The organism is Chryseobacterium sp. 2TAF14 (assembly GCF_052115105.1).
GTDB lineage: Bacteria > Bacteroidota > Bacteroidia > Flavobacteriales > Weeksellaceae > Chryseobacterium.
Window position 1 is genome coordinate 1 of the sequence record NZ_JBFRGA010000011.1, and the last position, 25,878, is coordinate 25,878.

Annotated in this window: 22 protein-coding genes; 14 read left to right on the forward strand and 8 right to left on the reverse strand. The window is 34.9% G+C overall.

Features of this window, described 5'->3' with window-relative positions:
• Positions 1-216 precede the first annotated feature (216 nt).
• The gene (locus tag AB4Y90_RS02760; protein WP_441555792.1) at positions 217-966 is read left to right on the forward strand and encodes a nitrilase-related carbon-nitrogen hydrolase; all 750 of its coding nucleotides are present in this window, start codon (positions 217-219) and stop codon (positions 964-966) included.
• Positions 967-1,083: 117 nt separating this feature from the next.
• Here the strand turns inward: AB4Y90_RS02760 and AB4Y90_RS02765 are convergent, their stop codons facing one another.
• From AB4Y90_RS02765 to AB4Y90_RS02780, 4 genes are all read right to left on the reverse strand, one after another.
• The gene (locus tag AB4Y90_RS02765) at positions 1,084-1,689 is read right to left on the reverse strand and encodes a DUF4126 domain-containing protein (RefSeq protein ID WP_441555794.1); all 606 of its coding nucleotides are present in this window, start codon (positions 1,687-1,689) and stop codon (positions 1,084-1,086) included.
• A gap of 194 nt (positions 1,690-1,883) precedes the next feature.
• Positions 1,884-2,258, reverse strand: coding sequence for a ribonuclease P protein component (gene rnpA / locus AB4Y90_RS02770; protein WP_441555796.1), 375 nt, complete (start codon positions 2,256-2,258; stop codon positions 1,884-1,886).
• Complete coding sequence (locus AB4Y90_RS02775; RefSeq protein ID WP_441555798.1) at positions 2,258-2,983, reverse strand: tRNA threonylcarbamoyladenosine dehydratase; 726 nt, start codon at positions 2,981-2,983, stop codon at positions 2,258-2,260. The genes rnpA and AB4Y90_RS02775 overlap by 1 nt, the downstream gene beginning before the upstream one ends.
• A complete protein-coding gene (locus AB4Y90_RS02780; protein WP_441555800.1) occupies positions 2,976-3,602 on the reverse strand; it encodes a TatD family hydrolase in 627 nt (208 codons plus the stop codon). Before AB4Y90_RS02780 ends, AB4Y90_RS02775 begins: the two co-directional genes overlap by 8 nt.
• A gap of 95 nt (positions 3,603-3,697) precedes the next feature.
• On the opposite strand from AB4Y90_RS02780, the gene AB4Y90_RS02785 reads away from it, so the two are divergent.
• The 6 genes from AB4Y90_RS02785 to AB4Y90_RS02810 all read left to right on the forward strand — a co-directional run bounded on the left by AB4Y90_RS02785 (position 3,698) and on the right by AB4Y90_RS02810 (position 9,942).
• The gene (locus AB4Y90_RS02785) at positions 3,698-4,327 is read left to right on the forward strand and encodes a TetR/AcrR family transcriptional regulator (RefSeq protein WP_441555801.1); all 630 of its coding nucleotides are present in this window, start codon (positions 3,698-3,700) and stop codon (positions 4,325-4,327) included.
• Between the two features lie 97 nt (positions 4,328-4,424).
• Positions 4,425-5,420, forward strand: coding sequence for an outer membrane protein assembly factor BamD (locus tag AB4Y90_RS02790; RefSeq protein WP_441555803.1), 996 nt, complete (start codon positions 4,425-4,427; stop codon positions 5,418-5,420).
• Between the two features lie 42 nt (positions 5,421-5,462).
• Positions 5,463-5,786, forward strand: coding sequence for a DNA-directed RNA polymerase subunit omega (locus AB4Y90_RS02795; protein WP_408089235.1), 324 nt, complete (start codon positions 5,463-5,465; stop codon positions 5,784-5,786).
• Positions 5,787-6,080: 294 nt separating this feature from the next.
• On the forward strand, positions 6,081-7,283 hold the full coding sequence (gene coaBC, locus AB4Y90_RS02800; protein ID WP_441555804.1) for a bifunctional phosphopantothenoylcysteine decarboxylase/phosphopantothenate--cysteine ligase CoaBC: 1,203 nt from the start codon (positions 6,081-6,083) through the stop codon (positions 7,281-7,283).
• A 38-nt stretch (positions 7,284-7,321) separates the two neighbouring features.
• The gene (locus AB4Y90_RS02805) at positions 7,322-8,221 is read left to right on the forward strand and encodes a DUF4835 family protein (RefSeq protein ID WP_441555806.1); all 900 of its coding nucleotides are present in this window, start codon (positions 7,322-7,324) and stop codon (positions 8,219-8,221) included.
• A 71-nt stretch (positions 8,222-8,292) separates the two neighbouring features.
• Positions 8,293-9,942, forward strand: coding sequence for a DNA repair protein RecN (locus AB4Y90_RS02810; protein WP_441555807.1), 1,650 nt, complete (start codon positions 8,293-8,295; stop codon positions 9,940-9,942).
• Positions 9,943-9,982: 40 nt separating this feature from the next.
• On the opposite strand, the gene AB4Y90_RS02815 is transcribed toward AB4Y90_RS02810, so the two are convergent.
• Both AB4Y90_RS02815 and AB4Y90_RS02820 read right to left on the reverse strand, forming a co-directional pair.
• Complete coding sequence (locus AB4Y90_RS02815) at positions 9,983-11,026, reverse strand: PA0069 family radical SAM protein (protein ID WP_441555808.1); 1,044 nt, start codon at positions 11,024-11,026, stop codon at positions 9,983-9,985.
• Positions 11,027-11,167: 141 nt separating this feature from the next.
• Positions 11,168-11,359 (reverse strand): hypothetical protein, encoded by a 192-nt coding sequence (locus AB4Y90_RS02820; RefSeq protein WP_441555809.1) that lies wholly within the window; start codon positions 11,357-11,359, stop codon positions 11,168-11,170.
• A gap of 162 nt (positions 11,360-11,521) precedes the next feature.
• On the opposite strand from AB4Y90_RS02820, the gene AB4Y90_RS02825 reads away from it, so the two are divergent.
• Complete coding sequence (locus AB4Y90_RS02825) at positions 11,522-11,866, forward strand: hypothetical protein (RefSeq protein ID WP_441555810.1); 345 nt, start codon at positions 11,522-11,524, stop codon at positions 11,864-11,866.
• Between the two features lie 37 nt (positions 11,867-11,903).
• On the opposite strand, the gene AB4Y90_RS02830 is transcribed toward AB4Y90_RS02825, so the two are convergent.
• Together AB4Y90_RS02830 and AB4Y90_RS02835 are read right to left on the reverse strand one after the other, a co-directional pair.
• Positions 11,904-14,606 carry a hypothetical protein gene (locus AB4Y90_RS02830; protein ID WP_441555811.1) on the reverse strand — a complete coding sequence of 901 codons (2,703 nt, stop codon included), beginning with the start codon at positions 14,604-14,606 and terminating at the stop codon, positions 11,904-11,906.
• Positions 14,607-14,623: 17 nt separating this feature from the next.
• Positions 14,624-15,418 carry a DUF2797 domain-containing protein gene (locus tag AB4Y90_RS02835; RefSeq protein ID WP_441555812.1) on the reverse strand — a complete coding sequence of 265 codons (795 nt, stop codon included), beginning with the start codon at positions 15,416-15,418 and terminating at the stop codon, positions 14,624-14,626.
• A gap of 170 nt (positions 15,419-15,588) precedes the next feature.
• Between AB4Y90_RS02835 and AB4Y90_RS02840 the strand changes: the two genes are divergently transcribed.
• The 6 genes from AB4Y90_RS02840 to AB4Y90_RS02865 all read left to right on the forward strand — a co-directional run bounded on the left by AB4Y90_RS02840 (position 15,589) and on the right by AB4Y90_RS02865 (position 25,875).
• Positions 15,589-16,611, forward strand: coding sequence for a GDP-mannose 4,6-dehydratase (locus tag AB4Y90_RS02840; RefSeq protein ID WP_441555813.1), 1,023 nt, complete (start codon positions 15,589-15,591; stop codon positions 16,609-16,611).
• Positions 16,612-16,751: 140 nt separating this feature from the next.
• Complete coding sequence (locus tag AB4Y90_RS02845) at positions 16,752-16,973, forward strand: DUF2795 domain-containing protein (protein WP_027382805.1); 222 nt, start codon at positions 16,752-16,754, stop codon at positions 16,971-16,973.
• Between the two features lie 116 nt (positions 16,974-17,089).
• Positions 17,090-20,164, forward strand: coding sequence for a preprotein translocase subunit SecA (secA, locus tag AB4Y90_RS02850; protein WP_441555815.1), 3,075 nt, complete (start codon positions 17,090-17,092; stop codon positions 20,162-20,164).
• A 157-nt stretch (positions 20,165-20,321) separates the two neighbouring features.
• The gene (locus tag AB4Y90_RS02855) at positions 20,322-22,508 is read left to right on the forward strand and encodes a TonB-dependent siderophore receptor (RefSeq protein WP_441555816.1); all 2,187 of its coding nucleotides are present in this window, start codon (positions 20,322-20,324) and stop codon (positions 22,506-22,508) included.
• 47 nt (positions 22,509-22,555) lie between these two features.
• Entirely contained in the window at positions 22,556-23,761 is a 1,206-nt protein-coding gene (locus AB4Y90_RS02860; RefSeq protein WP_441555817.1) for a PepSY-associated TM helix domain-containing protein, read from the forward strand.
• The gene (locus tag AB4Y90_RS02865; RefSeq protein WP_441555818.1) at positions 23,758-25,875 is read left to right on the forward strand and encodes a TonB-dependent receptor; all 2,118 of its coding nucleotides are present in this window, start codon (positions 23,758-23,760) and stop codon (positions 25,873-25,875) included. The genes AB4Y90_RS02860 and AB4Y90_RS02865 overlap by 4 nt, the downstream gene beginning before the upstream one ends.
• Positions 25,876-25,878: the final 3 nt, after the last annotated feature.

A 25,878-nucleotide genomic window follows, 5' to 3' on the forward strand; every position in this document is an offset into this window, starting at 1 on the left:
CCGTAACCCCATGCATTGAATCCTAAATTAACTTTCTGATCCCCTTTTCCGGTATAAGCTTGTGCGCTAACTGCCATTCCGACAAAAACCATCAACATAAAAACCAATTTCTTCATAGATTTTTAATTTTAAATTATTACTAATGACAATTTGCAGCAAATATAAAACCGAAACCATTTAAAAGCTGTATTTTTATACAAGTTTTGAATTTGAAATATGAAAATTACAGGATTAAATCAGGATATTATCTGGAAAAATAAAACAGAAAACTTTCAATTGATTGAAAAACAGCTACAAAATCAAGAGGCAGATTTATTTCTTCTCCCGGAAATGTTTTCTACAGGCTTTTGTATGGATGCTGCTGAAGTTTCAGATAAAAATGAAGAATCGTTGGAGTTTTTAAAGAAAATTTCAAAAGATAAAAATACAGCATTCTCAGGAAGTGCTTCTATAAAAGTGGGTGATCAGTTTTTTAACAGAATGTATTTTGTGAAACCTAATTCTGAGGTGACATTTTACGATAAAAGACATTTATTTTCCTTTTCAGGCGAAGATAAAATCTATACACCCGGAAAAGAGAGAGTAATTGTAGAATATCTTGGAATTCGTTTTCTGTTGCAGGTTTGTTATGACTTGAGATTTCCTGTTTTTGCGAGAAATAATGATGATTATGATGCTATTTTATATGTTGCCAACTGGCCTGAAAAGAGAGTCGGAGCATGGGAACATTTATTGAAAGCTCGCGCAATTGAAAATCTATCGTATGTTTTTGGCTTAAACAGAATCGGAACCGATGGAAATGATCTTTTTTACCAGGAAAGTTCTCATTGTTTTTTTGCTGACGGTAAAGAAATTTCTCAGAAAAAAGGCAATTTGATTTCAGCCGAATTAAATTTAGATGAACTTAAAGATTTCAGAAATCATTTTCAGTTTTTGAATGATCGGGATACTTTTGAAATTAAATAATTTAATCTTTGGTTAAGCGCAAAGAAAAACGAAGATTATTGATAATATATTGAAATTAAGTTAAACAAAGGCGTTTCACTTATTTTCGAAAAACAAAGACAAAATATAGCTTAAATTTTAATTATTAAAAACTTCTTTTCGCTTTCTTAATTTCCGCAATGCTTTTCTCCCTAAAATTACAATAACAACTATCGTTACAATTGCCAGAAAAGCAGCAATTATCGGAGCAACCATTGCTAAAGTTGCCATAATTCCTGCTCCTGCAGTTTCCGTAGTTCCTACGATGGGATTTCCTAAACCGCCTGTTGTCGCTGTAGAAGCTGCTCGAATTCCTGCAAATCCGGAACTGATTGTTGCTGCCATTCCTCCTCCTGCAATTAAAGCCAATCCCCACTGTGGAAATACTCCCAAATCAGCAAACTGACTTGCAAAAAGTACAGAACCAGCAATCGTTGCCATCGGAACAGAAACCGTATCAAGCAAATGATCTACAATCGGAATATAATAAGCTAAAATTTCCGCTAAAGTGGCAATTCCTGTCGTAATCAGCGCTGGAAGACCAGAAAGCCATTCAAAACTTTCATGAGTGGGAATCCATTGAAAATAAGATGCTAAACTCACCGCAAACATAGGCAAGAAAACTCTAAAACCGGTTGCTGCAGCAAGCCCGATGCCAATAAAAGCACTCAAAACATACGGAAAATAGGGAATTTGGTCTAGCATAAGTCATCAATTGTTTGCTTAAAGCTACAAAAAATATAAACACTTATTATTCAAATTTTTAAGTTTGATGTTTGTATGAGAATGAATGAGGTTCGGCTCCGAAGAGCCGAACCTTTGTAAAAAATATTAAAAAAAAGATTGCGCTCCTCCGGAGCGCAACATTTATAAGAAACAATAAATTATATTAAACCTTACTAAGACTTTTTCTGAGCGTTACAAAGTTTAATAAACTCCTCTTCAACATCCTGAAATTTTTCAGGCAACTCATTTGAAATCCAGAACAACATCGCAATCGTCTTTTCACCAAAACTTTCTTTAAAAAGATCTTTATTTAAACGGTAACATTCTCGCAAAAGCCTTTTCACACGATTTCTGTACACTGCTTTTTTAAAATATCTTTTAGAAACCGAAACTCCTAGTTTTACGTTTTCGGCTTGTAGATCAGGATGATTTTTAAGAATAATAATGCGCAGATTCCCACAACTTTTCCACTTACCTTTGGCAAAAAGTAAAGTGATCTCATTATCTTTTTTAAGTTTTTCTTTGGTTGGGTATTTAAAATCAGACATTAATCTTTTTTCACAAGATGATTGATAACTTCTGCGGCTGCGTACAATCCGAAAATGGCAGGAAGAAAACTTATAGTTCCGTAGAAAGATCTTTTAAAATTGCTTCCGTCGGTCATTTTTAAGCTTTCTTCGTCCTGAATTTCATCTGAAAAAACACAACGGATTCCTTTATCTATTTTTTCTTTTTTCAGTCTTTTCCTGATTTGCCTTGCAAGATGGCAATGTTGCGTTTTGCTGATGTCTCGAACTATAACTTTAGAAGGATCAGATTTTCCGCCCGCTCCCATTGAGCTTACGATTCTTATTTTTCTGCGCTTTGCAGCAATAATTAACGAAGTTTTCGGACTAACACTGTCAATACAATCAAGCACGTAATTAAAACTTCCTGCATCAAGAACTTCTGCCATTCTTTCAGGGCTTAAAAATTCATTGATTTTTACCAGTTCAAGATTCGGATTAATATCCATTAATCTTTCGGCAACAACATCTACTTTGTGCTTTCCAACGGTAGAATGCAAAGCAGCAAGCTGTCTGTTAATATTCGTAATATCTACAGTATCACCATCTACAATCGTCATTCTTCCGACACCCGCTCTTGCTAAAAACTCGGCAGCAAAAGAACCTACTCCACCTAAACCTACAACCAGAACTGCGGCTTTGTTTAATTTTTCGACGCCTTCTTCTTTTATCAGTAATTCTGTTCTTTCAAGCCAAACTTTATCCATGTTGAATCGTTTCTAAATTTTCTAAAATCCGTTCGTTAAGTCTTTCTAAAGAAATCCCTTTTAATTCTGAAACTTTTATATATAATTCTTCGATATTAAAATCTTCATTATCGGTTTCCAGAAATATTTTATCTAAAGGAGTTGTCTTCAAAACGTTCTGCAAAGATAGATTATACAAAACAGGTTTTCCAAAACTCAAATAAAATTTATTTTTAAGCAAATCATCGGCGACACTTTGTTTTTTATTAAACCCATGAATAATCATTGGCTGATTTGCTATTTTCCTGAAAGAAATCACTTCGTAGAATTTTTTTACGCAATGAATAATTAAAGGTTTTTTAAAGTCATTTGCGATATCAATTTGCTTTTTGAAAACTTCTTCCTGAATTTTTTGTTCTACAGAAACCAATCCGTCAAGACCGCATTCACCGATTGCAAAACAATTTTCAGTAAAATTAGATTTCAACCAACCAAATTGCCTTTCAATATTTTCTTCATTAATATCTTTCGGATGAATTCCAATAGAATAAGGAAAATCGGCCGGAATCTGCTCAATATCCAGATTATAGATTCCGTTACTTTTATATTTCTTATGATGATGAAAATCAAAAAAATCCATATTCAAAAATACTACAATTACTGTAAGACTGAAAATTATTAAACATCTGTTTACAGATATGTTAAAAATATCTTAACTTTACTAAAAACCTACTCATGGGAAAAAAATTTTCTGAGAAGCAAATTCACATTCTTGATATTGCCGAAGAACTCATCGCTAAGAAAGGATATGAGGGAACATCTGTACGAGATATTTGCACAAAAGCCAATATTAATGTCGCAATGATTTCGTATTATTTCGGTTCTAAAGAAAAAATGATGTCTTATCTTTATCAGTATCGGGTTCTGAAAACCAGAGAAAATTTCTCCGAATTTGCAGACACCATTAAGGACGGCAGACCTGAAATGCAGATGAAAGAAATGATCAAATATATTGTGAGTCAGCTTTTCAGATACAATTATTTTCATGGTTTTGTCACTCAGGAACTTCGTCATACCGAGAATCTTAAAGATGAGCTGCTCGATTTTTACCAGCTTTTTGTAAGAAAATTGGATGAAGTAATTAAAAAAGGGGTAACATCTGGGGTTTTTACATTTACGCCAAAACCGGAAGATATTCTTACCACAATTATAGGTTCTACTTTATTTGTTATCCGAAATAAAAATTTCTATGAACTGTATGTACCCCATAAAGATGAAGAATCATACGCAAAAGAAGCCGAAAAAAAGGTGAGAATGAATCTCTTAATGAATGTTTTTGCTGTTTTGGGATACGCAGCAGACTAATTTTACGTTAAATAATCATAAAAAAAAATCTTTTAGCAAAAAAGTTCTATTTTTGCAAATTAATAGTTCGGTAAACCCGAAAACTGTTACATTTTATATGAAAAAGTATATTTTAGGTATTTTCGCTATTGCTGTTTTGGCATCTTGTAAAAGTCAGCAGGAAAAAGCGTTGAGAAGTGCAGACAAAAACTTTATTCTTAAAGCTGCAAACGAAAATTTTGCTAAAAAGAAGTGGAAAAATGCATTGGCGCTTTACGACAGGCTTCCCAATCTGGTTGCAGGTACAGATGATGCACCCAATGTGGTATTCAATTCTGCTTATGCCAATTATTATGATAAAAACTACAGACTGGCCGGAAATCAGTTTAAAAACTTTTCGGTAAGCTTTCCGCAGGATAACAGAAAAGAAGAAGCGGCATACATGTCTGCATTGTGCTACTACAACGGTTCTATGGATTATAACTTAGATCAGTCGAGTACAGAATTGGCAATCAATGAGCTTCAGGAGTTTTTAAACACCTATCCAAATTCTGAAAGATCAAAAAACATCAATACCATGATTGATGAGCTTTCTTATAAACTGGAATTTAAAGCTTACGAAAATGCTAAGCAATATTACAAAATGGCAGATTACAAAGCTACTGTAACGACTTTCGAAAACGTGTTGAATGATTTTCCAAGCACCAAGCTTCGTCCGAAAATCTACGATTATATAATGAAGGCGCGTTATTCTTTGGCTGTAGGCTCAACCTACGAATTAAAAGACGAGCGTATAGAAAGTGCTTTAGCTTTTACCAGACAGGTTGAAAAAGAGCTTCCAAATACAGAATATTCTAAAACCGCTTTAGACTTAAGACAAAAACTTGAAAAAGAGAAAAAGGATTTTGTTGTCGCTAAAAAGCAGATGGACGAAAAAATTGCAATACTTACCGCAAAACAGAAAAAGATTGCAGATAAGCTTGCAGAACAGACTAAAACAGAACAGCAAATAAAAGATCAAATCTCTAACGAGAAGAAAGCAATGCAGATGCAGAGGGACAGTGCAGCGTTACAGACACCTCCACCTGCAGCCACTTTCAAAATCCAAAGATAATTCGTAAATTTGCCACCTTATAAATAAAATAATTTTCTCAAAATGAGCGTAAAAGATACAAAAGCAGAAGTAAATACGATTACTTACGATAAAGATAAGATTGAAGATAAAGTAGGCTCAATCTATGAAGCTATTGTGATCATGGGGAAAAGAGCAGAGCAGATCAATGCAGAAATCCGTACTGAATTACACAATAAATTAGACGAATTTGCTGTTCACAACTCTACTTTGGAAGAAGTTTTTGAAAACAGAGAGCAGATTGAAATTTCAAAACACTACGAAAAGCTTCCGAAACCAACATCTATCGCAATCCAGGAATGGCTTGAAGACGATGTGTATTTCAGAAAAACTGAAGACAGAAAATAATAAATTTTATTTTTATAAATCTAAGGTCATAGAAGATTCGGTTCTTTTATGACCTTTGCTGTTTTGATGTATAAGATAAAGTTTTTTATTGAACCATTAAGATTGTATGAAGGAGTTAGAATATGAAGTTGAGCGCTTTTTTAGCTGTTTTACTTTTTAAAAATCTATTTGATTTTTCTTAAAAAAAGCTGAACTTCTTAAATTATTTAATGGTTTCGAATATTCAATCAAAATATTTAATTCAAAAGAGCTTCTAAGAAAAAATAAGTAAATTAGTACTTTAAAAAAATTTACATGAGTATTTCCGGGAAAAAGATTCTCATTGCCGTTTCTGGCGGAATAGCTGCGTACAAAATACATTTCCTCATCAGAGACTTGGTAAAAAAAGGCGCCGAAGTTCAGGTAATTATGTCTCCAGATGCAGAACATTTTGTAACCAAACTCAGTCTTTCAACGCTTTCAAAAAATCCTGTTTATACAGAATTTTACAGTGATAACGGAACATGGAACAGTCATGTTGAAATGGCACTTTGGGCAGATCTGATGATTGTTGCGCCTTGTACAGCAAACACTTTGGCAAAAATGATCCACGGCATTTGCGACAATCTTTTGATCGCAACGTATATGTCGGCAAAATGCCCGGTTTTTATCGCTCCTGCGATGGATCTGGATATGTACCAACATCCTTCAACCAAAAATAATCTGAAACTTGCCGAAGAATTTGGTCACACTGTAATTCCCGCGGAAAGCGGAGAATTGGCAAGTGGCTTAATCGGACAAGGAAGAATGGCAGAACCGGAAACGATTGTAAAAAACATTGAAGAGTTTTTTAATTCTGATCAAAAAAAATCTTTAGAAGGAAAAACGGTTTTAATTACAGCCGGACCAACCTATGAAGCCATTGATCCCGTTCGTTTTATAGGAAATCATTCTTCAGGAAAAATGGGCTTTTCTTTGGCCGAAGAATCAGCTAAAAGAGGAGCGAAAGTGATTCTGATTTCAGGACCAAGTTCTTTAAAATCCAAACACGAAAATATTGATTTACATCGAATTACCTCAGCAAAAGAAATGCTCGATAAGGTTTTTGAATATTATGACAAGATCGATATCGGAATTGCAAGTGCCGCAGTTGCAGACTATGCTCCGAAAATAATCGCTTCAGAAAAAATTAAAAAAAATGAAGATACTTTTTCTATTGAATTAATCAAAAATCCGGACATTCTTAAAACAATGGGCGAAAAAAAATCGCACCAGTTTTTGGTAGGATTTGCTTTGGAAACTCAGAATGAAGAAGAAAATGCGAAGGGAAAACTGGCAAAGAAAAATCTGGATATGATTGTCCTGAACTCGCTGCGTGACGAAGGTGCAGGTTTTAAAAATGATACCAACAAAATAAAAGTATTTACCAAAACAGAGAAAATGGAATTTGATTTAAAATCAAAAGAAAATGTCGCCAAAGATATTCTCGATTGCATTGAAGCTCAGTATTTAAAATAAATGTTATAAATTTCCGTTTTCAATTTTTAATCTGTCAAATGAAAAAAATAATCATCCTCTTTTTTCTGATTGTCTTCAATTTCGGTTTTTCTCAGGAAATTCTGGCTACCGTTCAGGTAAATTCCCAGAGCTTAGGCGGAAGTAACACCCAGGTTTATAAAGCTTTAGAAAAAAGCCTTAGAGATTTTATCAACAATACTAGCTGGACCGGTAAAAAGCTTCAGAATTTCGAAAAAATAAAATCAAATTTTGCGATTGTTCTCAGTGAACGAGACGGAAACAGATATAAAGGAGCAATAGTTATTCAGGCGGTTCGTCCTGTGTTCAACAGCTCCTACGAATCTCCTCTTTTGAATCTTAAAGACAACAGATTTGGTTTCGAATATGCCGAAAATGAAAATCTTATCTTCAACGAAAGACAGTTTTCAGGGAAAAACCTGATTGATGTGATCAGCTTTTATGTTTACCTGATTTTGGGTTACGATGCAGACAGTTTTCAGTCGATGGGCGGAACTCAGTGGTTTTCAAAAGCTCAGCAGATTGCGCAAAATTCTCAAAACAGAAATTACGAAGGCTGGAATCAGATCAACGAGCCGAGAAGCCGTTCTATTCTGATCGGAGAAATTCTTAATCCGAATATGAGCCAATTGCGTTCTACGATTTACACTTATCACAGAGCCGGTCTAGACGGTTTATTCAATCAGGATCAGACGCAGTCTAAGAAGATTATCTTTGATGCTTTAATGCAGCTGAAAACTTACGAAAACTCTTTCCAGCAGAATTATTTTTTCAATCTTTTTATCGATAATAAGGCCGATGAAATATTCAATATTTTCAGTTCCGGAAACAACGGTGCGGTAAACATCGGTACTTTGAAGCAGCAAATGATTATTTTCTCTCCAAAAAACACAGATTCTAAGTGGAATAAGTGGAAGTAACAGGCATAATTCTTGAATTCTGATTTCTAAATTTTATATTTGCAGTAACAAACGTAATCTGTTTCTGATCTATGCTTTCAAGAATTTACATTAAAAATTTTGCGCTTATTGATGCTCTCGAAGTATCCTTAAAAAACGGTTTACAGGTAATTACCGGTGAAACAGGTGCGGGTAAATCGATTATTCTCGGTGCGCTTCGATTGATTTTGGGCGAAAGAGCAGACATCAAATCAATTTCAAAAACAGAAGAAAAAAGCATTGTTGAAACAGAATTTGAGCTGAATAACCAGTTTAAAAAATTCTTCATCGAAAATGATCTCGATTATGAGCATCAGACGATTATCAGGCGTGAAATTTTACCTTCAGGAAAATCACGAGCTTTTATCAATGATGTTCCTGTGACTTTAGATATCCTGAAAGAACTGACTTCTCAGTTGATCGACATTCATTCCCAATTTGAAACCTCCAATCTTTTTACTTCAGAATATCAGTTTAAAATCATTGACGGGCTTTCAGAAAACAAAAAACTGATCGAAGATTATCAGCAGGATTTTTATGAGTTTCAGACTTTAAAAACGCAGCTTAAAAAGTTTCAGACGCAGCTTTCAGAAAATACCAAAGAAAGCGATTACAAACAATTTCTTTTGAGCGAGCTGGAAGATTTGAAAATGGATGATGTAAATTATGAAGATTTGCAAAACCAGCTTTCCGTACAGGAAAATGCCGGAATGATCTCAGAAAATTTAGGTCAGCTTTTATCCAGATTTCATCAGGAAGAAATAGGAATTCTTTCCTTTTTTAATGAAGCAAAAACTAAACTTTCTAAAATTGCCGAAGTTTCCACCAGTTTTGCAGAGCTTAATGAAAGGTTTGAAACTTCTTTTGTAGAAATTAAAGATATTCTTTCAGAGCTGGAGGATGAAGCTGATAGAATTGAAATAAATCCCGAAACTTTAGCCCAGCTTTTAGAGTTCAATAATAAAATAAATACGCTGTTTCTTAAACATAATGTTTCTGATATCGAAGATTTAAAAGAAATCAGAGATCAGCTTTCGGGCGAACAAAGAGGAACGGTCGAAATTGAAGCTTACATCGAACAAATTCTTGAAAATATTTCTAAAAAAGAAAAAGCCCTGGAATCTTTAGGCCAGAAACTTTCAAAGAACAGAAAAAAAAGCATTCCGGTTTTCATTAAAAAAGCTGAAGATTTACTTAAAAAACTTGGACTTGAAAAAGCAAAAGTTGATATTGAAATTACGGATGCTTCAGAATTCAACCAATTCGGAAAAGAAAATATTCAGTTATTATTTCAGGCCAATTCAGGATTTCCTTTAAAGCCTATTCAGACAGCTATTTCAGGAGGTGAAAGATCGCGTGTAATGCTTGCCGTGAAAAAAATTATTGCAGAAAGTGATGAGCTTCCAACCTTAATTCTAGACGAAATCGACACCGGAGTTTCAGGAAAAGTAGCCGAAGAAATAGGAAATCTGATGCGCGAAATGTCTGAAGACATGCAGCTTATCGTAATTTCTCACTTGGCGCAGGTTGCCGCAAAAGGAAATAACAATTATAAAGTAGTGAAACAGGATATCAACGGAAAAACGCAGTCAACCATCATCCCTCTCAACGACGATGAAAAGCTGAACGAAATTGCGCAGCTTCTTTCCGGAAGTAAAATTACCGAAGCCGCATTAACCCAGGCAAAAGAATTGATCGGATAATACTAGTTTTTAGTTGCTAGTTGCTAGTGAAAGAATTTTCTTAAAACAATCTCAATTGCTGTTCTTTCGTACCGGTAAAACCTTCGGTGGAAAGCTTGGGAAATTCTTTCCCGTCAAAAAATTTTTTTCTTCCGATTTTGAAAGTATTATGAATCATTTCTGCAATGTTTCCTTCGCCTTTTTGTCTTTCAAATATTCTTTTGTCACCCAGTTTTCCACCACGCATCGAACGTATTAAATTTAAAACCTTTTGTGCTCTGTCCGGAAAAGCAGCTTCGATCCATTTTACAAAAACAGGTTCTACAGTGTCATTTAATCTCACTAAAGTATAGCCGAAACTGTGAGCTCCCACATCAGAAATTGCTTTTAAAATCGTCAAAGGCTCATCGCTGTTCAACCCCGGAATAATGGGTGCGACCATTACGTTAACAGGAATTTTATTTTCAGAAAGTATTTCTATTGCTTTGAGCYTATTGTTTGCCGTACTTGTTCTGGGTTCCATTTTCCTGCGCAAATCTTCATTGATTGTAGGAATACTTAAAGAAACAGAAACCAAATTCTGTTCTGCCATCGGTTTCAGAATATCGAGATCACGGAGAACGAGTGCATTTTTTGTAAGAACATTTACGGGATGCCTGTAAGCGAGACAAACCTGCAGTAATTGCCTGGTAATTTCAAATTGTCTTTCGGCGGGCTGATAACAATCGGTGTTTCCGGACATCAAAATTGGTGCGGGTTTGTAGCCTCTTTTTCTGAAAAATTTTTCTAATAATTCCGGAGCATTTTTCTTAACCATAATTTTTCTTTCAAAATCGATTCCGGCGCTGTAACCCCAATATTCATGCGTTGGTCTTGCAAAGCAGTAAGAGCAGCCGTGCTCGCAACCCTGATAAGGATTCATGGAATATTCCATCGGCAGATCTTCGCTTTTCACCTGATTTACAATCGTTTTGGGAAACACTTCGGTGAAAGAGGTTTTGATCAGTTCGAAATCTTCATCTTCAGGCTCAAAAGTATATCTGTCGAAACGGTTGATTACATTTCGCTGAGCACCTTGTCCTTTTATGATATTTTCGTTCTGCATTTCTGATGTAAAATTATAAACCTTTATGATGAAAATAATAAGTTTTAACACTAAAGTTTTCCACAAAAAAAATCCAGCATACTAATTTAGGATGCCGGATTTTTTTTTAAAATCTATCTCTATTTACTACTTATTTCTTCTTTACTTTAATGCATAAAACTCGATACCATGATCGTCTTCAACATTTTTTTTATCAAAGTGTCTGTGATAATCTGAATAGTAATCGTTATATTTTTTACTTTTTTTACCYAAAATTTTCTTTACGCTTAAAAAACTTAGCACTGCCAAAAGACCTACTCCTCCTGCCAGTAAAACTCCTACTTCTTTTTTCATGTTTTTTACGATTTTGTATTGTGTTATATCAAATAGTGTACCTTTTTACAGTTATGTAATAACAAATTTTGTTAATCTATGCCCTGTTTTTGTTAAATCTGAATTAAAGTAAACTTACTAAATTATGGTTTAATAATTGTAGTATCTTATAAAAATATTATTATGGAAAATCCCGACAACATTGACAGAATGACCACCTTGAGCCAGGTAATGGAAACACTTAGAAAAAGAGGTATTCACAAAGAATTCAGAATGAATGAGGCATGCGAAATGAAGTATGAAAATTCGGAAAAAAATTATCTGCCGCACGAATTGACCATTCTTAAAACCTATCGCTTCGAAGGCGACAGCAATCCTGCAGATAATGTCGTTTTATATGTCGTACAGGCAGATGATAAAAATTTCGGAATTATTATTGATTCTTACGGCGCAGACAGCAATTACCCGGGTCCCGAGTTTGATAATTTCATACGAGAAATCCCGATTCAGGAAAGCGACGAATATTAAATTGGAATCGTCAATCTACACATACAAACTCCCGAAATCATTCAGTTTTGGGAGTTTCTTTTTTCTTGAATATTTTTTTGAACAGACCTTTCTTTTCTTTTGTCTTTTCAGGCTTTTTTTGCTCTGTTGGCGTGTTCTTGGTCGTTGGTGAAGCAAGCTCTTTCGAAATATCTTCTTTTGCCTGCTTTACAGATTTTTTCACATCCTGTACTCCGCTTTTTACATCTTTCACAGTATTTACAGCTCCTTCAACGGTCTTTTTCGTTTTATCGACATTTATCCCGATCAATGTTTTCTTTAGACCGTCTTCCACACCTTTCCAGAACATATTAAAGAAAGATTTTGTAGGATCTCTTTCTACATCTTCTACAATTACAGACTCGGGAAACTTATCAGAATCTGTTTTAATAAAGACATTGGCAACAGCGCTTAAAAAACCTTTCTTCTCCTTGCTTTTTTTGTCTAAAATAGAAATTTTCAGATCTTTATGTTTTATATTAAATGTTCCACCAATTCCTTTCGGGTTCCCTTTAAAATTAAAAAGCATCTGCTGAATCGTACCTGTTGCAGAAATGCTCATGTAAGGAACTACAAAAGCATTCAGAGCTGTTGCAGGAATATTATCCAGGTTTCCGGCAATAGTAAAATGATCACCCTGATCTGCCGTATTGAATCCCCAGTTTACCGAAAGTGGCGAAGATTCCATAAACGTTGTGTTGATTTTAATTTTTACCTGTGTAGGTTTTCCTTTCATCTTTGCAGAATTCAGGTTTTGAACATTCATGTTAAAGTTGCTGAAAGTCAGTTTTCCGGGACCGCTGCTTTTGGGTGTATCTTCTTCGTATTCTAAAAGAGAATTTTTCAGATGAAGATTGGCAACATACATCGGGATTTTGATCGATCTCAACATTCTCGAATACAACGGTTTTATTTTCGGATCATCTGCAGGAATTTTAGACCTGAAAATATTGGCATCTGCAGAATTTATGATAACATTTGTTGCCATGATCGATTTGTTTTCAGAAAAAAGATCCCAATTTCCCTGAGCAGAAATCTGTTTTACTTTAATATCATACAAATCACTTTCCACAGGAATCATTCTGATAAACTGCGACCTTGAAACCAAAGGCGTCATTGCAAACTGATTGATCTCAATTTTATTCTTATTTAAAGCTAAAGCTGTCCCATCCATTTTGTAGAACTTTGTTTTGTAGGCAAAATTCTTTGTGGAGAGCGCATAATCTTTCACCTTTACTGCAATTCCGTTTTTTGCGGAATTTTCTATCAATTCCAGTTGATTGACCGTTGCATTGAGATCGTTAAAAGTTAGAGGCTGGTTTTTGCTTTCGTAAGTAATATTTGAATTTTTAACTGAGATTTTTCTCACTACAATCGGAAACTGAATTCCCGTTACGGCAGCTTTTTTCTTCGGAATAACTTTCCCGGCTGTAATTTTACCATCAATCCTGTCAAACAAAACATCTTTAATGTCGAGATTTAATTTTTTATCAACAAATTTAAAATCATTGATATTAAATTGTATCAGACTGGTTTTAAAATCCATTGCCATTCCCGGCGAATTTGTAGGTTTGGCAACAACATTTCTTATTTGCCCGCCTTTAGGATTGAGATGAAAACTTCCAACGGAAATATTTTGTTTGTCATTATAATAAATTCCTCTTCCTGCAATTTTAAAATCTTTGTAAAGCACAGGAATAACTTCCTTAGAGCTTTCTTTTGTAAACTCCAGCTTATTGATATTTACACTCAGGTCTTCAGCAAAAAACAAATCGGTTTCATTGGGTTTTATGATCTGGATTTTAGCATTACTCAGTTGAACATCATCTAAATTAAGCTCAAAATTTTGTTTTTTTTCTGCCTTTTTAATTGCAGAAACTCCGGTTGTATAAACTTTCACAAAAGGTTTTTGAAAATCTGCATTAGCCAATGAAGCTTTATTTTTCTTCAGGACAACATCCTTAAAATTCATTTTAGGAATGCTAAATTGATACATCTGTGTTTTTTTAGGATAAGATTTTTTAAACTGTTCAAATGAAATTAGCGGTGTAAGCTGGAAGTTTTCAACCGACATCTGCCCGTTTGTTGTGGTGATCTTATAGATTTTTAAAGTATAAATATCGTCCGGCTGAAAGAAAAAATCTTTCCCGCGAATACTGTAGCGATCAAAAACCACAGGAAGTTTATTTTCAACAGATTCTTCGGTCATCTGCAGATTTTCTACATATAAATCAAGCTGATCGACGCCTACAAACTTCTGTTTTGTATGTTTAAAAATATTAATTGTTCCTTTATTGATCCTGATATTTTCAAAATTGACCGGGTTTGTCTTCTTCCCGGTTTTTTTATCGACAGGTTTTGCCAGAATAATATTGAGATTCGGCTTTGAGAGCAGTAAATCTGAAGAGCTTATGGTTTTATTAAACAATGCATCATAAATTCCGAAACGGCTGATCTTTAAAGTATCGATTGTTCCCTGAAGCCCGATTACATCAGTATTATTGGGATTTTTATTGTTGACGGTGATTCCGGTCGCCAAAATATTTCCTGTTCCTAAATCTACATCCAGAGATTGGTAAGAAACTTTGTAATCTGTATTTTTTTTGATATAACCAGGAAGCTGGGTTTTGAGCCAGATATTAAGTCCGAAATTGGCGATCAAGACGATTCCAAATAAAATTCCGAGACTTATTAAAAGCTTTTTAACCCAAGGTTTCTTCATGATTTTACATTTTTAAATTAATTTTTCACAGCCAGCTCAATTACATAACCTTCATGTGCTCTTACATTCATAAAATTTCCGCCTTCAAAACTCAGATATTGACCTTTAATACCATTCAGCACTGCGCTAAATTCAGGTTTTTTATCTAAAGAAATGGAAGCAATTTTTTCAGGTTTTGAGAACGGATAATCGAATTTCCACATTTCTTCACCTTCAGAATAAAATTTCTGGAAATCATCAGGAAAATATTCTCTTATTTTCTGCTGAAAATCTGCCAGATCAACTTCGTCTTCAAAATCATCCTGCAGCATCTTTCTCCAGTTGGTTTTATCGGGAAGATGTTCTTTCAGGGCAACTTCTATCATTCCGGCTTCGTATCGGTTTTCTGTTCTCGCAATTGGCAAAGCAAATGTTGCGCCCTGATCGATCCAACGCGTCGGAATTTGAGTATTTCTTGTAACGCCCACTTTCACATCGCCTGTATAAGCTAAATATACGGTATGCGGCTGCAATTGGATTTGTCTTTCTATTTCCAGATCTCTTTCACCAATTCCCAGATGTGCTGTAGAAAGCTCCGGACGAATGATCGTATCACTTGCATAAGGACTTTCGAAAAAACAGCTTTTGCAAAAGCCCATTCTGTAGACGGTTTTATCCAATCCACAGTTTACACACTGAAAACCCGTATGTTTAATGGTTAATTCTTTACCAAACAGCTCATTCATATGGATAAGATCTGAAAGATTGAGATAATATTGGATCGGCTGATCGTTGAAACTTGTCATTTTTAAAATTTGCCCCTGAAATTGCATGTTAAATAATTTAAAAGTAAAAGTACAAAAACATGAAATATTGACATCATGGTTTTTGAATGCTTTTTAAATTGTAATTAAATATTATTTAGCCAAGTCTTTAAATATTATCTATTTATTAAAAGAAAGAAATTCTTAAATTTATACTTTTGTGTAACTAAAACACTCAGATGACATATCTCGTAACAGGTGGAAGCGGTTTTATTGGTTCTCATTTAATAGAAAAATTATTGAAAGAAGGACATTCTGTCATAAACATTGACAATTTTGATGATTTTTATGATTATAAGATAAAAATTAAAAATACTTTAGAATCTTTAGAAAAAAACATTGAATTTAATTTTTCTGAAAAAGAGAAAGATATTCAAAACCTAATTTCTATTTCAAAATCAGAACATTATACCTTATATTTCCAGGATATCAGAGATCAGAATGGTTTAGAAAAAATATTCCGGTCTCATCAGATTGATCTCATCATCCATTTGGCTGCTCTTGCTGGAGTACGACCTTCCATTGAAAAACCTCTGGAATACGAAGAGGTGAATGTACGCGGAACAATGAATCTCTGGGAACTGTGCAATCAATTCAATATTAAAAAAATAATCTGCGCCTCATCATCAAGTGTTTACGGAAATAATGAAAAAACACCATTTTCTGAAACCGACAATGTAGATCAGCCCATTTCACCGTATGCAGCGACAAAAAAAAGCGGCGAAATTTTAGGACATGTTTACCACAGTTTATACAAGATAGACATGATTCAGCTGAGGTTTTTTACCGTTTACGGACCGAGACAAAGACCAGATCTTGCCATTCATAAATTCACAAAACTTATTTCGGAAAACAAAGAAATCCCTTTCTACGGCGACGGAAATACAGCAAGAGATTATACTTACATTGACGATATTATTGACGGCATCTTAAAATCAATCGATTATCTGGAGAAAAATTCAGATGTATATGAAATTATCAATTTAGGTGAAAGCGAGGTTGTCACATTATCTGAAATGTTGTCAGAAATTGAAAAGAATCTCAATAAAACTGCCATCAGAAAAATTCTGCCACTACAACCCGGTGATGTGCAGAAAACCAGCGCAGACATTACAAAAGCTAAAAATTTAATAGGTTATAATCCCGCCACAAACTTCCAAAATGGCACAAAAAAATTTGTGGAATGGTTTTTGAGAAAATGACATCAATCTGCTGTGACTGTGCTTATAAAGCCATCTGCAGTAAATTATAGACAAAATTTAATAAAAGAATTGAAAATCAAGTCATAAAAAAAGTTTATAATATAACCTATTTTTATACTTTTGCAAAAAAATAATAAATTATGTACTGGACATTAGAATTAGCTTCATATCTAAGCGACGCACCTTGGCCGATGACAAAAGCAGAACTTATCGACTACGCAATCAGAACTGGTGCACCAATGGAAGTTGTAGAAAACCTTCAGGCTATCGAAGATGAAGGAGAAATTTATGATGCTATCGACGAAATATGGAGCGACTATCCAACAGATGAAGATTATCTTTGGAACGAAGACGAATATTAATAAAAAGCACTGAGCTTTAGGTGGTTACTTAAAGCTTTTTTAAATATACAATACACACCTAAACGTGTAATTTTAATATGCTTAAAGCAATAAGCTTTGAGCTTAAATCAAATTCTATGAGTTTTTTAAATAAAGTTCTTAAAGGGTTTTTGGGAGACAAAAAAGCGCAGGACCTAAAGGAAGTAAAAAAAGTTGTAACAAAAATCAAAGCTGTTGAACCAAGCATCGGAGAATTATCTGACGATGGTTTGAGAGAAAAAACTGCCGAGTTCAAATCTAAAATAAAAGAAGCGACAAGCAGCATCACAGCGCAGATAGAACAAATTAAAGAGCAGATAAAAAACTCTACCAATGTTGATGAGAAAGAAGCGCTTTTTTCTAAAATAGAAGCTTTGAAAAAAGATTCTTACGAAATTGAAGAAAAAGTACTTTTGCAAATTTTGCCGGAAGCTTTCGCCTTGATCAAAGAAACATCAAGAAGATGGGCTCAGAACGGAGAAATTCGTGTAACCGCAACAGATTGGGACAGAGAACTTGCCGCTGCCGGAAAAGATTTTATTGAGATCCAGGGAAATCAGGCAGTTTGGAAAAACTCATGGAACGCAGCCGGAACACCTGTAGTTTGGGACATGGTACATTATGATGTACAGTTCATTGGTGGTGTAATTCTTCACAGCGGAAAAATTGCCGAAATGGCAACCGGAGAAGGTAAAACTTTGGTGGGAACGCTTCCTATTTATTTAAATTCACTTCCTGAAAGAGGAGTTCACGTTGTAACCGTGAATGATTATCTGGCGAAAAGAGACTCGGCTTGGATGGGGCCATTATACCAGTTCCACGGAATGTCTATCGACTGTATCGATAATCACCAACCGAATTCTGACGGAAGAAGAAATGCATACAACTCAGACATTACTTACGGAACCAACAACGAATTTGGTTTCGATTACCTGAGAGACAACATGGTAACTTCGCCTACAGAATTGGTGCAGAGAGAATTAAACTTTGCTATTGTGGATGAGGTAGACTCTGTATTGGTAGATGATGCAAGAACGCCGTTAATTATTTCAGGACCTGTTCCTCAAGGTGACAGACAGGAGTTTGATGTACTAAAACCTTCTATCGACAGAATCGTTGAAGTTCAGAAAAAAACTGTTTCTGCCATTTTTAATGAAGCTAAAAAATTAATCGCTGCAGGAAATACGAAAGAAGGAGGATTCAAATTACTTCAGGCTTACAGAGGTCTTCCTAAAAACAGACAATTAATTAAATTCTTATCGGAAAGCGGAAACCGTGCATTGCTTCAAAAAACTGAAGCACAATACATGCAGGATAACAACCGTGACATGCCGATTGTAGACAAAGATCTTTACTTCGTAATCGAAGAAAAAAATAATCAGGTTGATCTTACAGACAAAGGTGTTGAATACATGTCTCAAGGAAATTCTGATGCCAACTTTTTCGTTCTTCCGGATATCGGAACTGAAATTGCTGAAGTTGAAGCTAAAAATTTATCTAAAGAAGAAGAATTTGAAGCTAAAGAAAAATTGTTCTCTGAATTTGCTGAAAAATCTGAGCGTGTTCACACAATGAGCCAGTTATTGAAAGCGTATACATTATTCGAAAAAGATGATGAATATGTGGTCATTGACGGTGAGGTAAAAATCGTTGACGAGCAGACCGGCCGTATCATGGAAGGTCGTCGTTATTCAGACGGTTTACACCAGGCGATTGAAGCTAAAGAAAGTGTAAAAATCGAAGCGGCAACGCAAACTTTCGCTACAGTAACTCTTCAGAATTATTTCCGTATGTATAACAAACTTGCGGGGATGACAGGTACAGCAGAAACTGAAGCGGGTGAACTTTGGCAGATCTACAAATTAGATGTGGTGGTAATTCCTACCAACCGTCCTATTCAGAGACACGACAGACAAGATTTGGTTTTCAAAACCAACAGAGAAAAATACAATGCAGTTATTGAAGAAATTGAAAACCTAACTTCTGCAGGAAGACCTGTATTGGTGGGTACAACTTCGGTTGAAATTTCACAATTGCTTTCAAAAGCACTTCAGCTTAGAAAAATTCAGCACCAAGTGTTGAATGCAAAACTTCACAAAAAAGAAGCAGAAATTGTTGCAGGAGCAGGTCAACCAGGAGTTGTAACCATTGCAACCAACATGGCGGGTCGTGGAACCGACATTAAGCTTTCTAAAGAAGTAAAAGAAGCCGGTGGTTTAGCAATTATCGGAACCGAAAGACACGATTCAAGACGTGTTGACAGACAGTTGAGAGGTAGAGCGGGACGTCAGGGAGATCCTGGAAGTTCGCAGTTCTATGTTTCTTTGGAAGACAACCTGATGCGTTTATTCGGTTCTGAAAGAATCGCTAAAATGATGGACAGAATGGGTCATAAAGAAGGTGAAGTAATTCAGCATTCTATGATCTCTAAATCTATTGAAAGAGCTCAGAAAAAAGTAGAAGAAAACAACTTCGGAACAAGAAAGAGACTTTTGGAATACGATGACGTAATGAATAAACAACGTGACGTAATCTACAAAAGAAGAAAGAATGCTTTGTTTGGAGATCACCTGAAGTACGATATTACGAATATGATCTTTGATGTTTCAAATTCTATTGTAGCTAAAGGAAAAGCATCCGGAAATTATAAAGATTTCGAGTTTGAAGTAATTAAAAACTTTACAATGGAATCTCCGGTTTCTGAAAATGATTTTAAATCGAAACAAATTCCGGAACTTACCAATATTCTATTTAAAGCAGCTCAGGACGATTATAACATGAAGCTGAATTTGCTTAAAGAAAAATCGTTCCCGATTATTGAGAATGTATATCAGAATCAGGGTTCTATGTTTAAAATGATTCAAGTTCCTTTTTCTGACGGTGTAAAAACTTTAACCATCGTTACAGATCTTAAAGAAGCTTACGAATCGCAATGTGACAGCTTGATTAATGATTTTGAAAAGAACATCACTTTATCAATCATTGATGAAAACTGGAAACTTCACCTTCGTGAAATGGATGATTTGAGAAGATCTTCTCAAGGAGCTGTTTACGAGCAAAAAGATCCTTTGGTAATTTACAAGCAGGAATCTTTCCACCTTTTCAGCGAAATGGTAGACAAGATGAATAAAGAGATTATCTCATTCTTATACAGAGGAGAAATTCCCGCATAAGAGACAAATTATAAATTTCGCAAAACCCGCCTCATTTGAAGCGGGTTTTTTGTTATTTACAGAACAATACTTATTAAATAAACATGACAAATATCAATCAAGTAATTTATTTAGAATAATTAAAAAGAATATATTTGCAAAAAAATTAGGTATTACAATGAATAAATTATTGATCTCTGCTTCATTACTGGCAACTGCATTTGCTTTTGCACAGGAAAAAGATTCTGCAAATTCTAAAAATATAGAAGAAGTTATCATCAATAGAATGGTGAAAAAACTCGATACTGAATCTTCTAACAAAATGCCGGTGAAGTTCATAGAAAATCCACAAGTTTATTCTTCTATCGATAAAGGAATTTTGGAAAATCAAAATATTTTTACTGTAGACGACGCATACAGAAACGTAACTGGTTTACAAAAAATGTGGAATCCAACAGGAAGAGCCGGAGACGGTGGTTCATTTTTCGTTTTGAGGGGATTCCCTTCTCAGGCTTCTACAAGAAACGGTGTGGTTGCTCCGGTTACTTCTACCATTGATGCAATTAATGTTGAAACTTTAGAGTTTTTGAAGGGACCAGTAGGAACGCTTTATGGAAGTAATGTAGCTTCTTACGGTGGTCTTATTAACAGAGTTACAAAAAAAACCCAGCAAGATTTCTTTGGTGCAGTTTCAGCTTCTGCAGGAACTTATAATACCTACAGAGCAACTGCGGATATTAATGCTCCAATTACAAAAGATTTACTTTTCCGTGTAAATACTGCTTATACAAATGAAGGAAACTTCACAAAAACAGACGCTAAAAACCAATATACAACATTCGCTCCTAGCTTGACATGGAATGTTTCCGATAAACTTCAGTTGAATGTAGACTATGAATTATTCAGAAACCGGGTTACTGCAAATCCTTATTTCTTCTACCTTTCACCAAAAACCTTAAACGGAATTGATAATATGAAAGATTTGGAAAGAGTAGCAGGTTTAGATTATAAAGAATCTTACACCGGAAACGACTTGTATATGACCGCAAGAAATTCTAATATTTTCGGAAACGTAAAGTGGAAAATCAGCAATAACATCACCTCAAATACTTATATCAATAATTCTGATTCTTATTCAGATGGTTACAATCCATATTTTTCGATTGCATACGATACAGCATCTTCGTCTTACAACGTAGCAAGAGCAGACCAATCTACAAACGGTAGTAAAAAATCTTGGTTCCAGATTCAACAAAACTTCAACTTTAATTATGATTTTTCAAACGGAATGAAAAACAGAACGGTTGTTGGTTTCGATTATATGAGAACAACGGAAAGATTGCGTTACAAGTACCTGAATTCTAATTTTGATTTTTATACAAATCCTTTATTCCCTTATGTAACAGCTTCCGGAGGTAATTACTCAGATATGAATGCAGACGCATTATCTGCACTTTATGCTAATCCTGCAAACGTTTCTACCTATAATTATTTGAGTGATAAGAATACTTATTCAGGATATATTTCCAACTTGTTTACTCCAATTCCCAAACTGCACATTATGGCAGGACTTCGTTATGAAAACAACGACTATTTGGGTGGAAGTGTTGGATCAGATACGAATCCTACTCCAAACTCTGCATATAATCAATCTGCGTTTTCTCCAAAAGCAGGAATCGTTTACGAAATTATTGCCGAGAAATTCTCCGTTTTCGGAAATTATCAGAACTCTTTTAAGTCTAACGGATATTATACCTATAATACGGCAGGAGAATTGGCTTTATCAGATCCTGAAAGAGGGAATCAGTTTGAAGGAGGTTTTAAAGCAAGTTTATTTAAAAACAGATTAAATGCAACGGTTTCTTACTACAACATCAAGGTGAAAGACCAATTGTTATATACTGGAGAATATGCCCCAGGTTTTATTTCTGTTCAACAGCAAGCAGCTTCTACACTCAGCAAAGGTTTTGAATTGGAAGTTAATGCATATCTCGTAAAAGGTTTCTCTTTAGTAGGTGGTTTGGCTTATAATGATACCGTAGATGAATCTACAGATTTAAGACCTACAACAGCAGGTTCTTTTTGGAATGCTAACTTCAACTTAGCTTACCAATTTGTTGACGGAAAAATAAAAGGTCTTGGTTTCGGATTTGGAGGAAATTATGCTAGTGATAATAATGTAACAGGAGATTTCATTCTACCAAAATATTTTGTTTTGAATGCTAATGCGTTTTATGATGCTAAAAAATTCAGAATCGGAGTTAAAGTTGATAACTTTACAAACGAACATTACTGGACAGGATATTCTACTGCCAACCCACAAATGTTGGCAAACTTTTTAGGAACATTTGCTTACAAGTTCTAATATAAAATACATCAAAAGCTAACCCCTCAAAAGGTTAGCTTTTTACTATGAAGAAAAAGCATCACCACAAAAAGAAACCTTCTTTCATAAAAAAATGGTCATCAAAACTGCATTTGTGGTTTGGCTTATCTGTAGGGCTCATCGTTTTTATTGTTTCATTATCAGGATCGATGTATGTTTTTAAAGATGAAATTCAGAATCAACTTAGAAAAGAAGCCATTTATGTAAAGGCTGAAACAATACGTGAAAAACCGCTGTCTATTGAAGTCTTAAAAGAAAAAATTACTTTGGAACTCAATGAGAAGTTCCCGGTAAGCTCGGTTGAAATTTCATTAGGAAAAAATAAATCTTACAAGTTTCTTTTTTATGAAAAAGACAAAAAAGCGTGGAATTATTTTGATGAAGTAAAAATCAACAAACTCATTTATGTCAATCAGTACAACGGTAATATTTTAGGAATTTATAACGAAAAATATGACCTCTTCCCTATTCTGAAGTCCATCCACTGGAGTTTACTTTTAAAATCTGACTGGGGGAAATATGTAGTCGGAATTCCGGTTATTTTATTTATCATCATGCTCGTTACAGGAATTATTCTCTGGTGGCCAAAAAATAAAAATGCACGAAAAAGCAGGCTTTCTTTTGACTGGAAAAAAGTAAAATCCTGGAAAAGAAAAAACTACGATCTTCACAATGTCTTAGGATTTTATGCCTCATTTATTGCTTTATTATTAAGTCTTTCAGGATTATATTTTGCGTATTCTTGGGTGAAAAATTCATTTAATTTTGCGTTATCCGGTTTGGCAGAACTTCCAAAAGAAAAGGAAATTAAATCCCCAGATTCACTTTTAGCAAAAAATAATTCGGTTTTTGATCTTACAATTCTTCAGACTCAAAAATTATATTCAAAATCATCAAGCTTCAGAATTCCTTTAAATGGAAAAAACAAAAAAGGAAAAGAGCTTGAAAACATTCCCGTTACCGCTTATGGTAAAAACGGTAGATTCAGTGAAAGAAACCAGCTCATCTACGATAAATATTCGGGAAAACTATTATCAAATAAACCTCATCAGAAATTAACAAACGCAGAAAAATATGCCAATGCCAATTATGACGTTCATGTTGGCTCATATTTCGGGATTTTCGGAAAAATCTTATGGTTTTTAACAGGATTGATATGCGCTTCATTACCAGTAACCGGATTTTTGATATGGTGGGGAAAACGTAAAAAACAAGGAAAGAAAACATTATGAAAAAGGCTCTTTTATCAGTAGCTTGCCTTAGCACAATTGCTGTTTTTGCACAGGAAAAAGACAGTTTAAAAGTAAAAAATGTAGATGAAGTGGTACTTACGGCTTCCCGAAAAAAGGAAAGCATCAAAGAAATCCCAAGTTCTGTTACCATCGTTAGCGAAAAACAGATTCAGTCGCAGTTGACTGTTAATTCAGACATTTCTAATATTCTTCAATATACCGTACCAAGTTTAGGACCAAGTTCGGGGCAGACTTCCAATTCGGGGCAGACTTTAAGAGGGCGACAGGTTTTGGTACTTATTGATGGCATTCCACAGTCTACTCCGTTAAGAAATGGTGCAAGAGACATCAGATCAATCGATCCTTCAGCTATAGAAAGAGTTGAGGTGATAAAAGGAGCTTCGTCAATCTACGGAAACGGCGCAGATGGAGGTATCATCAATTATATTACTAAAAGAAACAAAACAGATAAAAAAATATCGGGAATTTCTCAGGTAGGTATTACGGGGCAACCTTACGGCGGAACTTTAGGCTTCAGAGCAAGCCAACTTTTATCGGGTAAAATCAAAAAATTCGATTATGTCGCTTCTTTGGCGTATGAAAGAACGGGTGATGCAAAAGACGGAGAGGGCGTATTTTTAAGTCCTACTTACAGCACAGCGCAGATGAATAATTATAACGGATTGCTAAAGCTGGGTTACGACATTAATGACGACCAGAGAATCGAGGTTTCTTACATGGGTTATGCATCAAAATCTGATTTAAATTTAGGTATAAAAACTGGAAAATACGGCGTTACACCAACTATTGGTGAAGGTGAAGGCAAAAGTCTGGAAACGACTCCGCAAGGAACTCCACGAAATCATAATTACAGAATAAACTACGACAACAAAAATCTTTTCTGGGGTTCCACTGCTTTGAATGTTAACGCTTACATGCAGGATTTCAGAACGGTTTACGGATATAGCGACACATTTTTGGGAGGCGGACAATCGAATATTATTTCTAAAAAAATGGGAGCCAGAATCAATTTTGATACCCAGCTTTGGTCTGCCAATAATTCTCAGGCGGAAGTAATCTATGGTCTGGATTTACTCAACGATAAAACCGTACAAAAGCTTGAAGATGGACGTTACTGGACTCCAGATATGGATATGATCAATACCGCACCTTTCCTTTTATTAAAAATTGATTTACTGAAAAAATTAACGATAAAAGGAGGCTTGAGATACGAAAATATGACGGTAAATGTGGGCGATTTTAATACGCTTTCTTCAGTAAAAAGCGACGGAACCTTCACTCAAAGTATTTTTGTAACCGGAGGAGACTTAAAGTACAACGCTTTGGTGGGGAATATTGGTCTTCGTTATAATATCAATAATCAGATTAATCTTTTCGGAAGTTTCTCTCAGTCGTATTCTATTAATGAAATCGGAAGAATTTTAAGAACTTCCACACAAAGCAATCTTGCCCAGATAGAAGCCAAGCCAATTATCGTCAACAATTATGAATTAGGCGCTACAGGACAGATTTCTAACTGGCTGAATTATGAAGTAACTTCTTACGTAAGTACTTCAAAATTAGGAGCTTCTTTTGTTCAGGGACCAGACAGAGCGTTTACCATCCAAAGATCGCCGGAAGTTGTCTACGGTGTTGAAGGTTTCCTGCATTTCACTCCTGTAAGATGGATTAATTTCGGGGGAAGCTACAGCTGGTTAGAAGGTATTACTTCGCTTAAAGACGATGGAGACTATTCCGCAAAAGTAAACAACAGCAGAATTGCAGCACCAAAAATTTTGGCTTACGTTCAGGTAAAACCTACCCAATCGCTTTCTTTAGGTCTTGATATGCTTCATTCTTTTGAGCAAGACAGATTCAGCCCAAACCCAACTACAGGTTTGTATGCTTATGGTGAAGGAAGAGTTCCTGAATACACGATTTTTAATTTTAAATCAAATTATGAGATCAACCAAAACTGGAAGCTTTCTTTAGGAATAGAAAACCTTTTCAACACCACTTATCAGCCGGCAATTGCCTGGTGGAATGCCAGAGATTCTGAGTTTGTAAACGCTTTGGGAATGAGAGGAACTTTTATGATCGAATATAAATTTTAATTG

Excerpts from the sequence above, each read along its gene's own strand:
- AB4Y90_RS02760 (WP_441555792.1), top strand. The coding sequence starts at position 217 with ATGAAAATTACAGGATTAAATCAGGATATTATCTGGAAAAATAAAACA.
- AB4Y90_RS02765 (WP_441555794.1), bottom strand. The coding sequence starts at position 1,689 with ATGCTAGACCAAATTCCCTATTTTCCGTATGTTTTGAGTGCTTTTATT.
- rnpA (WP_441555796.1), bottom strand. The coding sequence starts at position 2,258 with ATGTCTGATTTTAAATACCCAACCAAAGAAAAACTTAAAAAAGATAAT.
- AB4Y90_RS02775 (WP_441555798.1), bottom strand. The coding sequence starts at position 2,983 with ATGGATAAAGTTTGGCTTGAAAGAACAGAATTACTGATAAAAGAAGAA.
- AB4Y90_RS02780 (WP_441555800.1), bottom strand. The coding sequence starts at position 3,602 with ATGGATTTTTTTGATTTTCATCATCATAAGAAATATAAAAGTAACGGA.
- AB4Y90_RS02785 (WP_441555801.1), top strand. The coding sequence starts at position 3,698 with ATGGGAAAAAAATTTTCTGAGAAGCAAATTCACATTCTTGATATTGCC.
- AB4Y90_RS02790 (WP_441555803.1), top strand. The coding sequence starts at position 4,425 with ATGAAAAAGTATATTTTAGGTATTTTCGCTATTGCTGTTTTGGCATCT.
- AB4Y90_RS02795 (WP_408089235.1), top strand. The coding sequence starts at position 5,463 with ATGAGCGTAAAAGATACAAAAGCAGAAGTAAATACGATTACTTACGAT.
- coaBC (WP_441555804.1), top strand. The coding sequence starts at position 6,081 with ATGAGTATTTCCGGGAAAAAGATTCTCATTGCCGTTTCTGGCGGAATA.
- AB4Y90_RS02805 (WP_441555806.1), top strand. The coding sequence starts at position 7,322 with ATGAAAAAAATAATCATCCTCTTTTTTCTGATTGTCTTCAATTTCGGT.
- AB4Y90_RS02810 (WP_441555807.1), top strand. The coding sequence starts at position 8,293 with ATGCTTTCAAGAATTTACATTAAAAATTTTGCGCTTATTGATGCTCTC.
- AB4Y90_RS02825 (WP_441555810.1), top strand. The coding sequence starts at position 11,522 with ATGGAAAATCCCGACAACATTGACAGAATGACCACCTTGAGCCAGGTA.
- AB4Y90_RS02830 (WP_441555811.1), bottom strand. The coding sequence starts at position 14,606 with ATGAAGAAACCTTGGGTTAAAAAGCTTTTAATAAGTCTCGGAATTTTA.
- AB4Y90_RS02835 (WP_441555812.1), bottom strand. The coding sequence starts at position 15,418 with ATGCAATTTCAGGGGCAAATTTTAAAAATGACAAGTTTCAACGATCAG.
- AB4Y90_RS02840 (WP_441555813.1), top strand. The coding sequence starts at position 15,589 with ATGACATATCTCGTAACAGGTGGAAGCGGTTTTATTGGTTCTCATTTA.
- AB4Y90_RS02845 (WP_027382805.1), top strand. The coding sequence starts at position 16,752 with ATGTACTGGACATTAGAATTAGCTTCATATCTAAGCGACGCACCTTGG.
- secA (WP_441555815.1), top strand. The coding sequence starts at position 17,090 with ATGAGTTTTTTAAATAAAGTTCTTAAAGGGTTTTTGGGAGACAAAAAA.
- AB4Y90_RS02855 (WP_441555816.1), top strand. The coding sequence starts at position 20,322 with ATGAATAAATTATTGATCTCTGCTTCATTACTGGCAACTGCATTTGCT.
- AB4Y90_RS02860 (WP_441555817.1), top strand. The coding sequence starts at position 22,556 with ATGAAGAAAAAGCATCACCACAAAAAGAAACCTTCTTTCATAAAAAAA.
- AB4Y90_RS02865 (WP_441555818.1), top strand. The coding sequence starts at position 23,758 with ATGAAAAAGGCTCTTTTATCAGTAGCTTGCCTTAGCACAATTGCTGTT.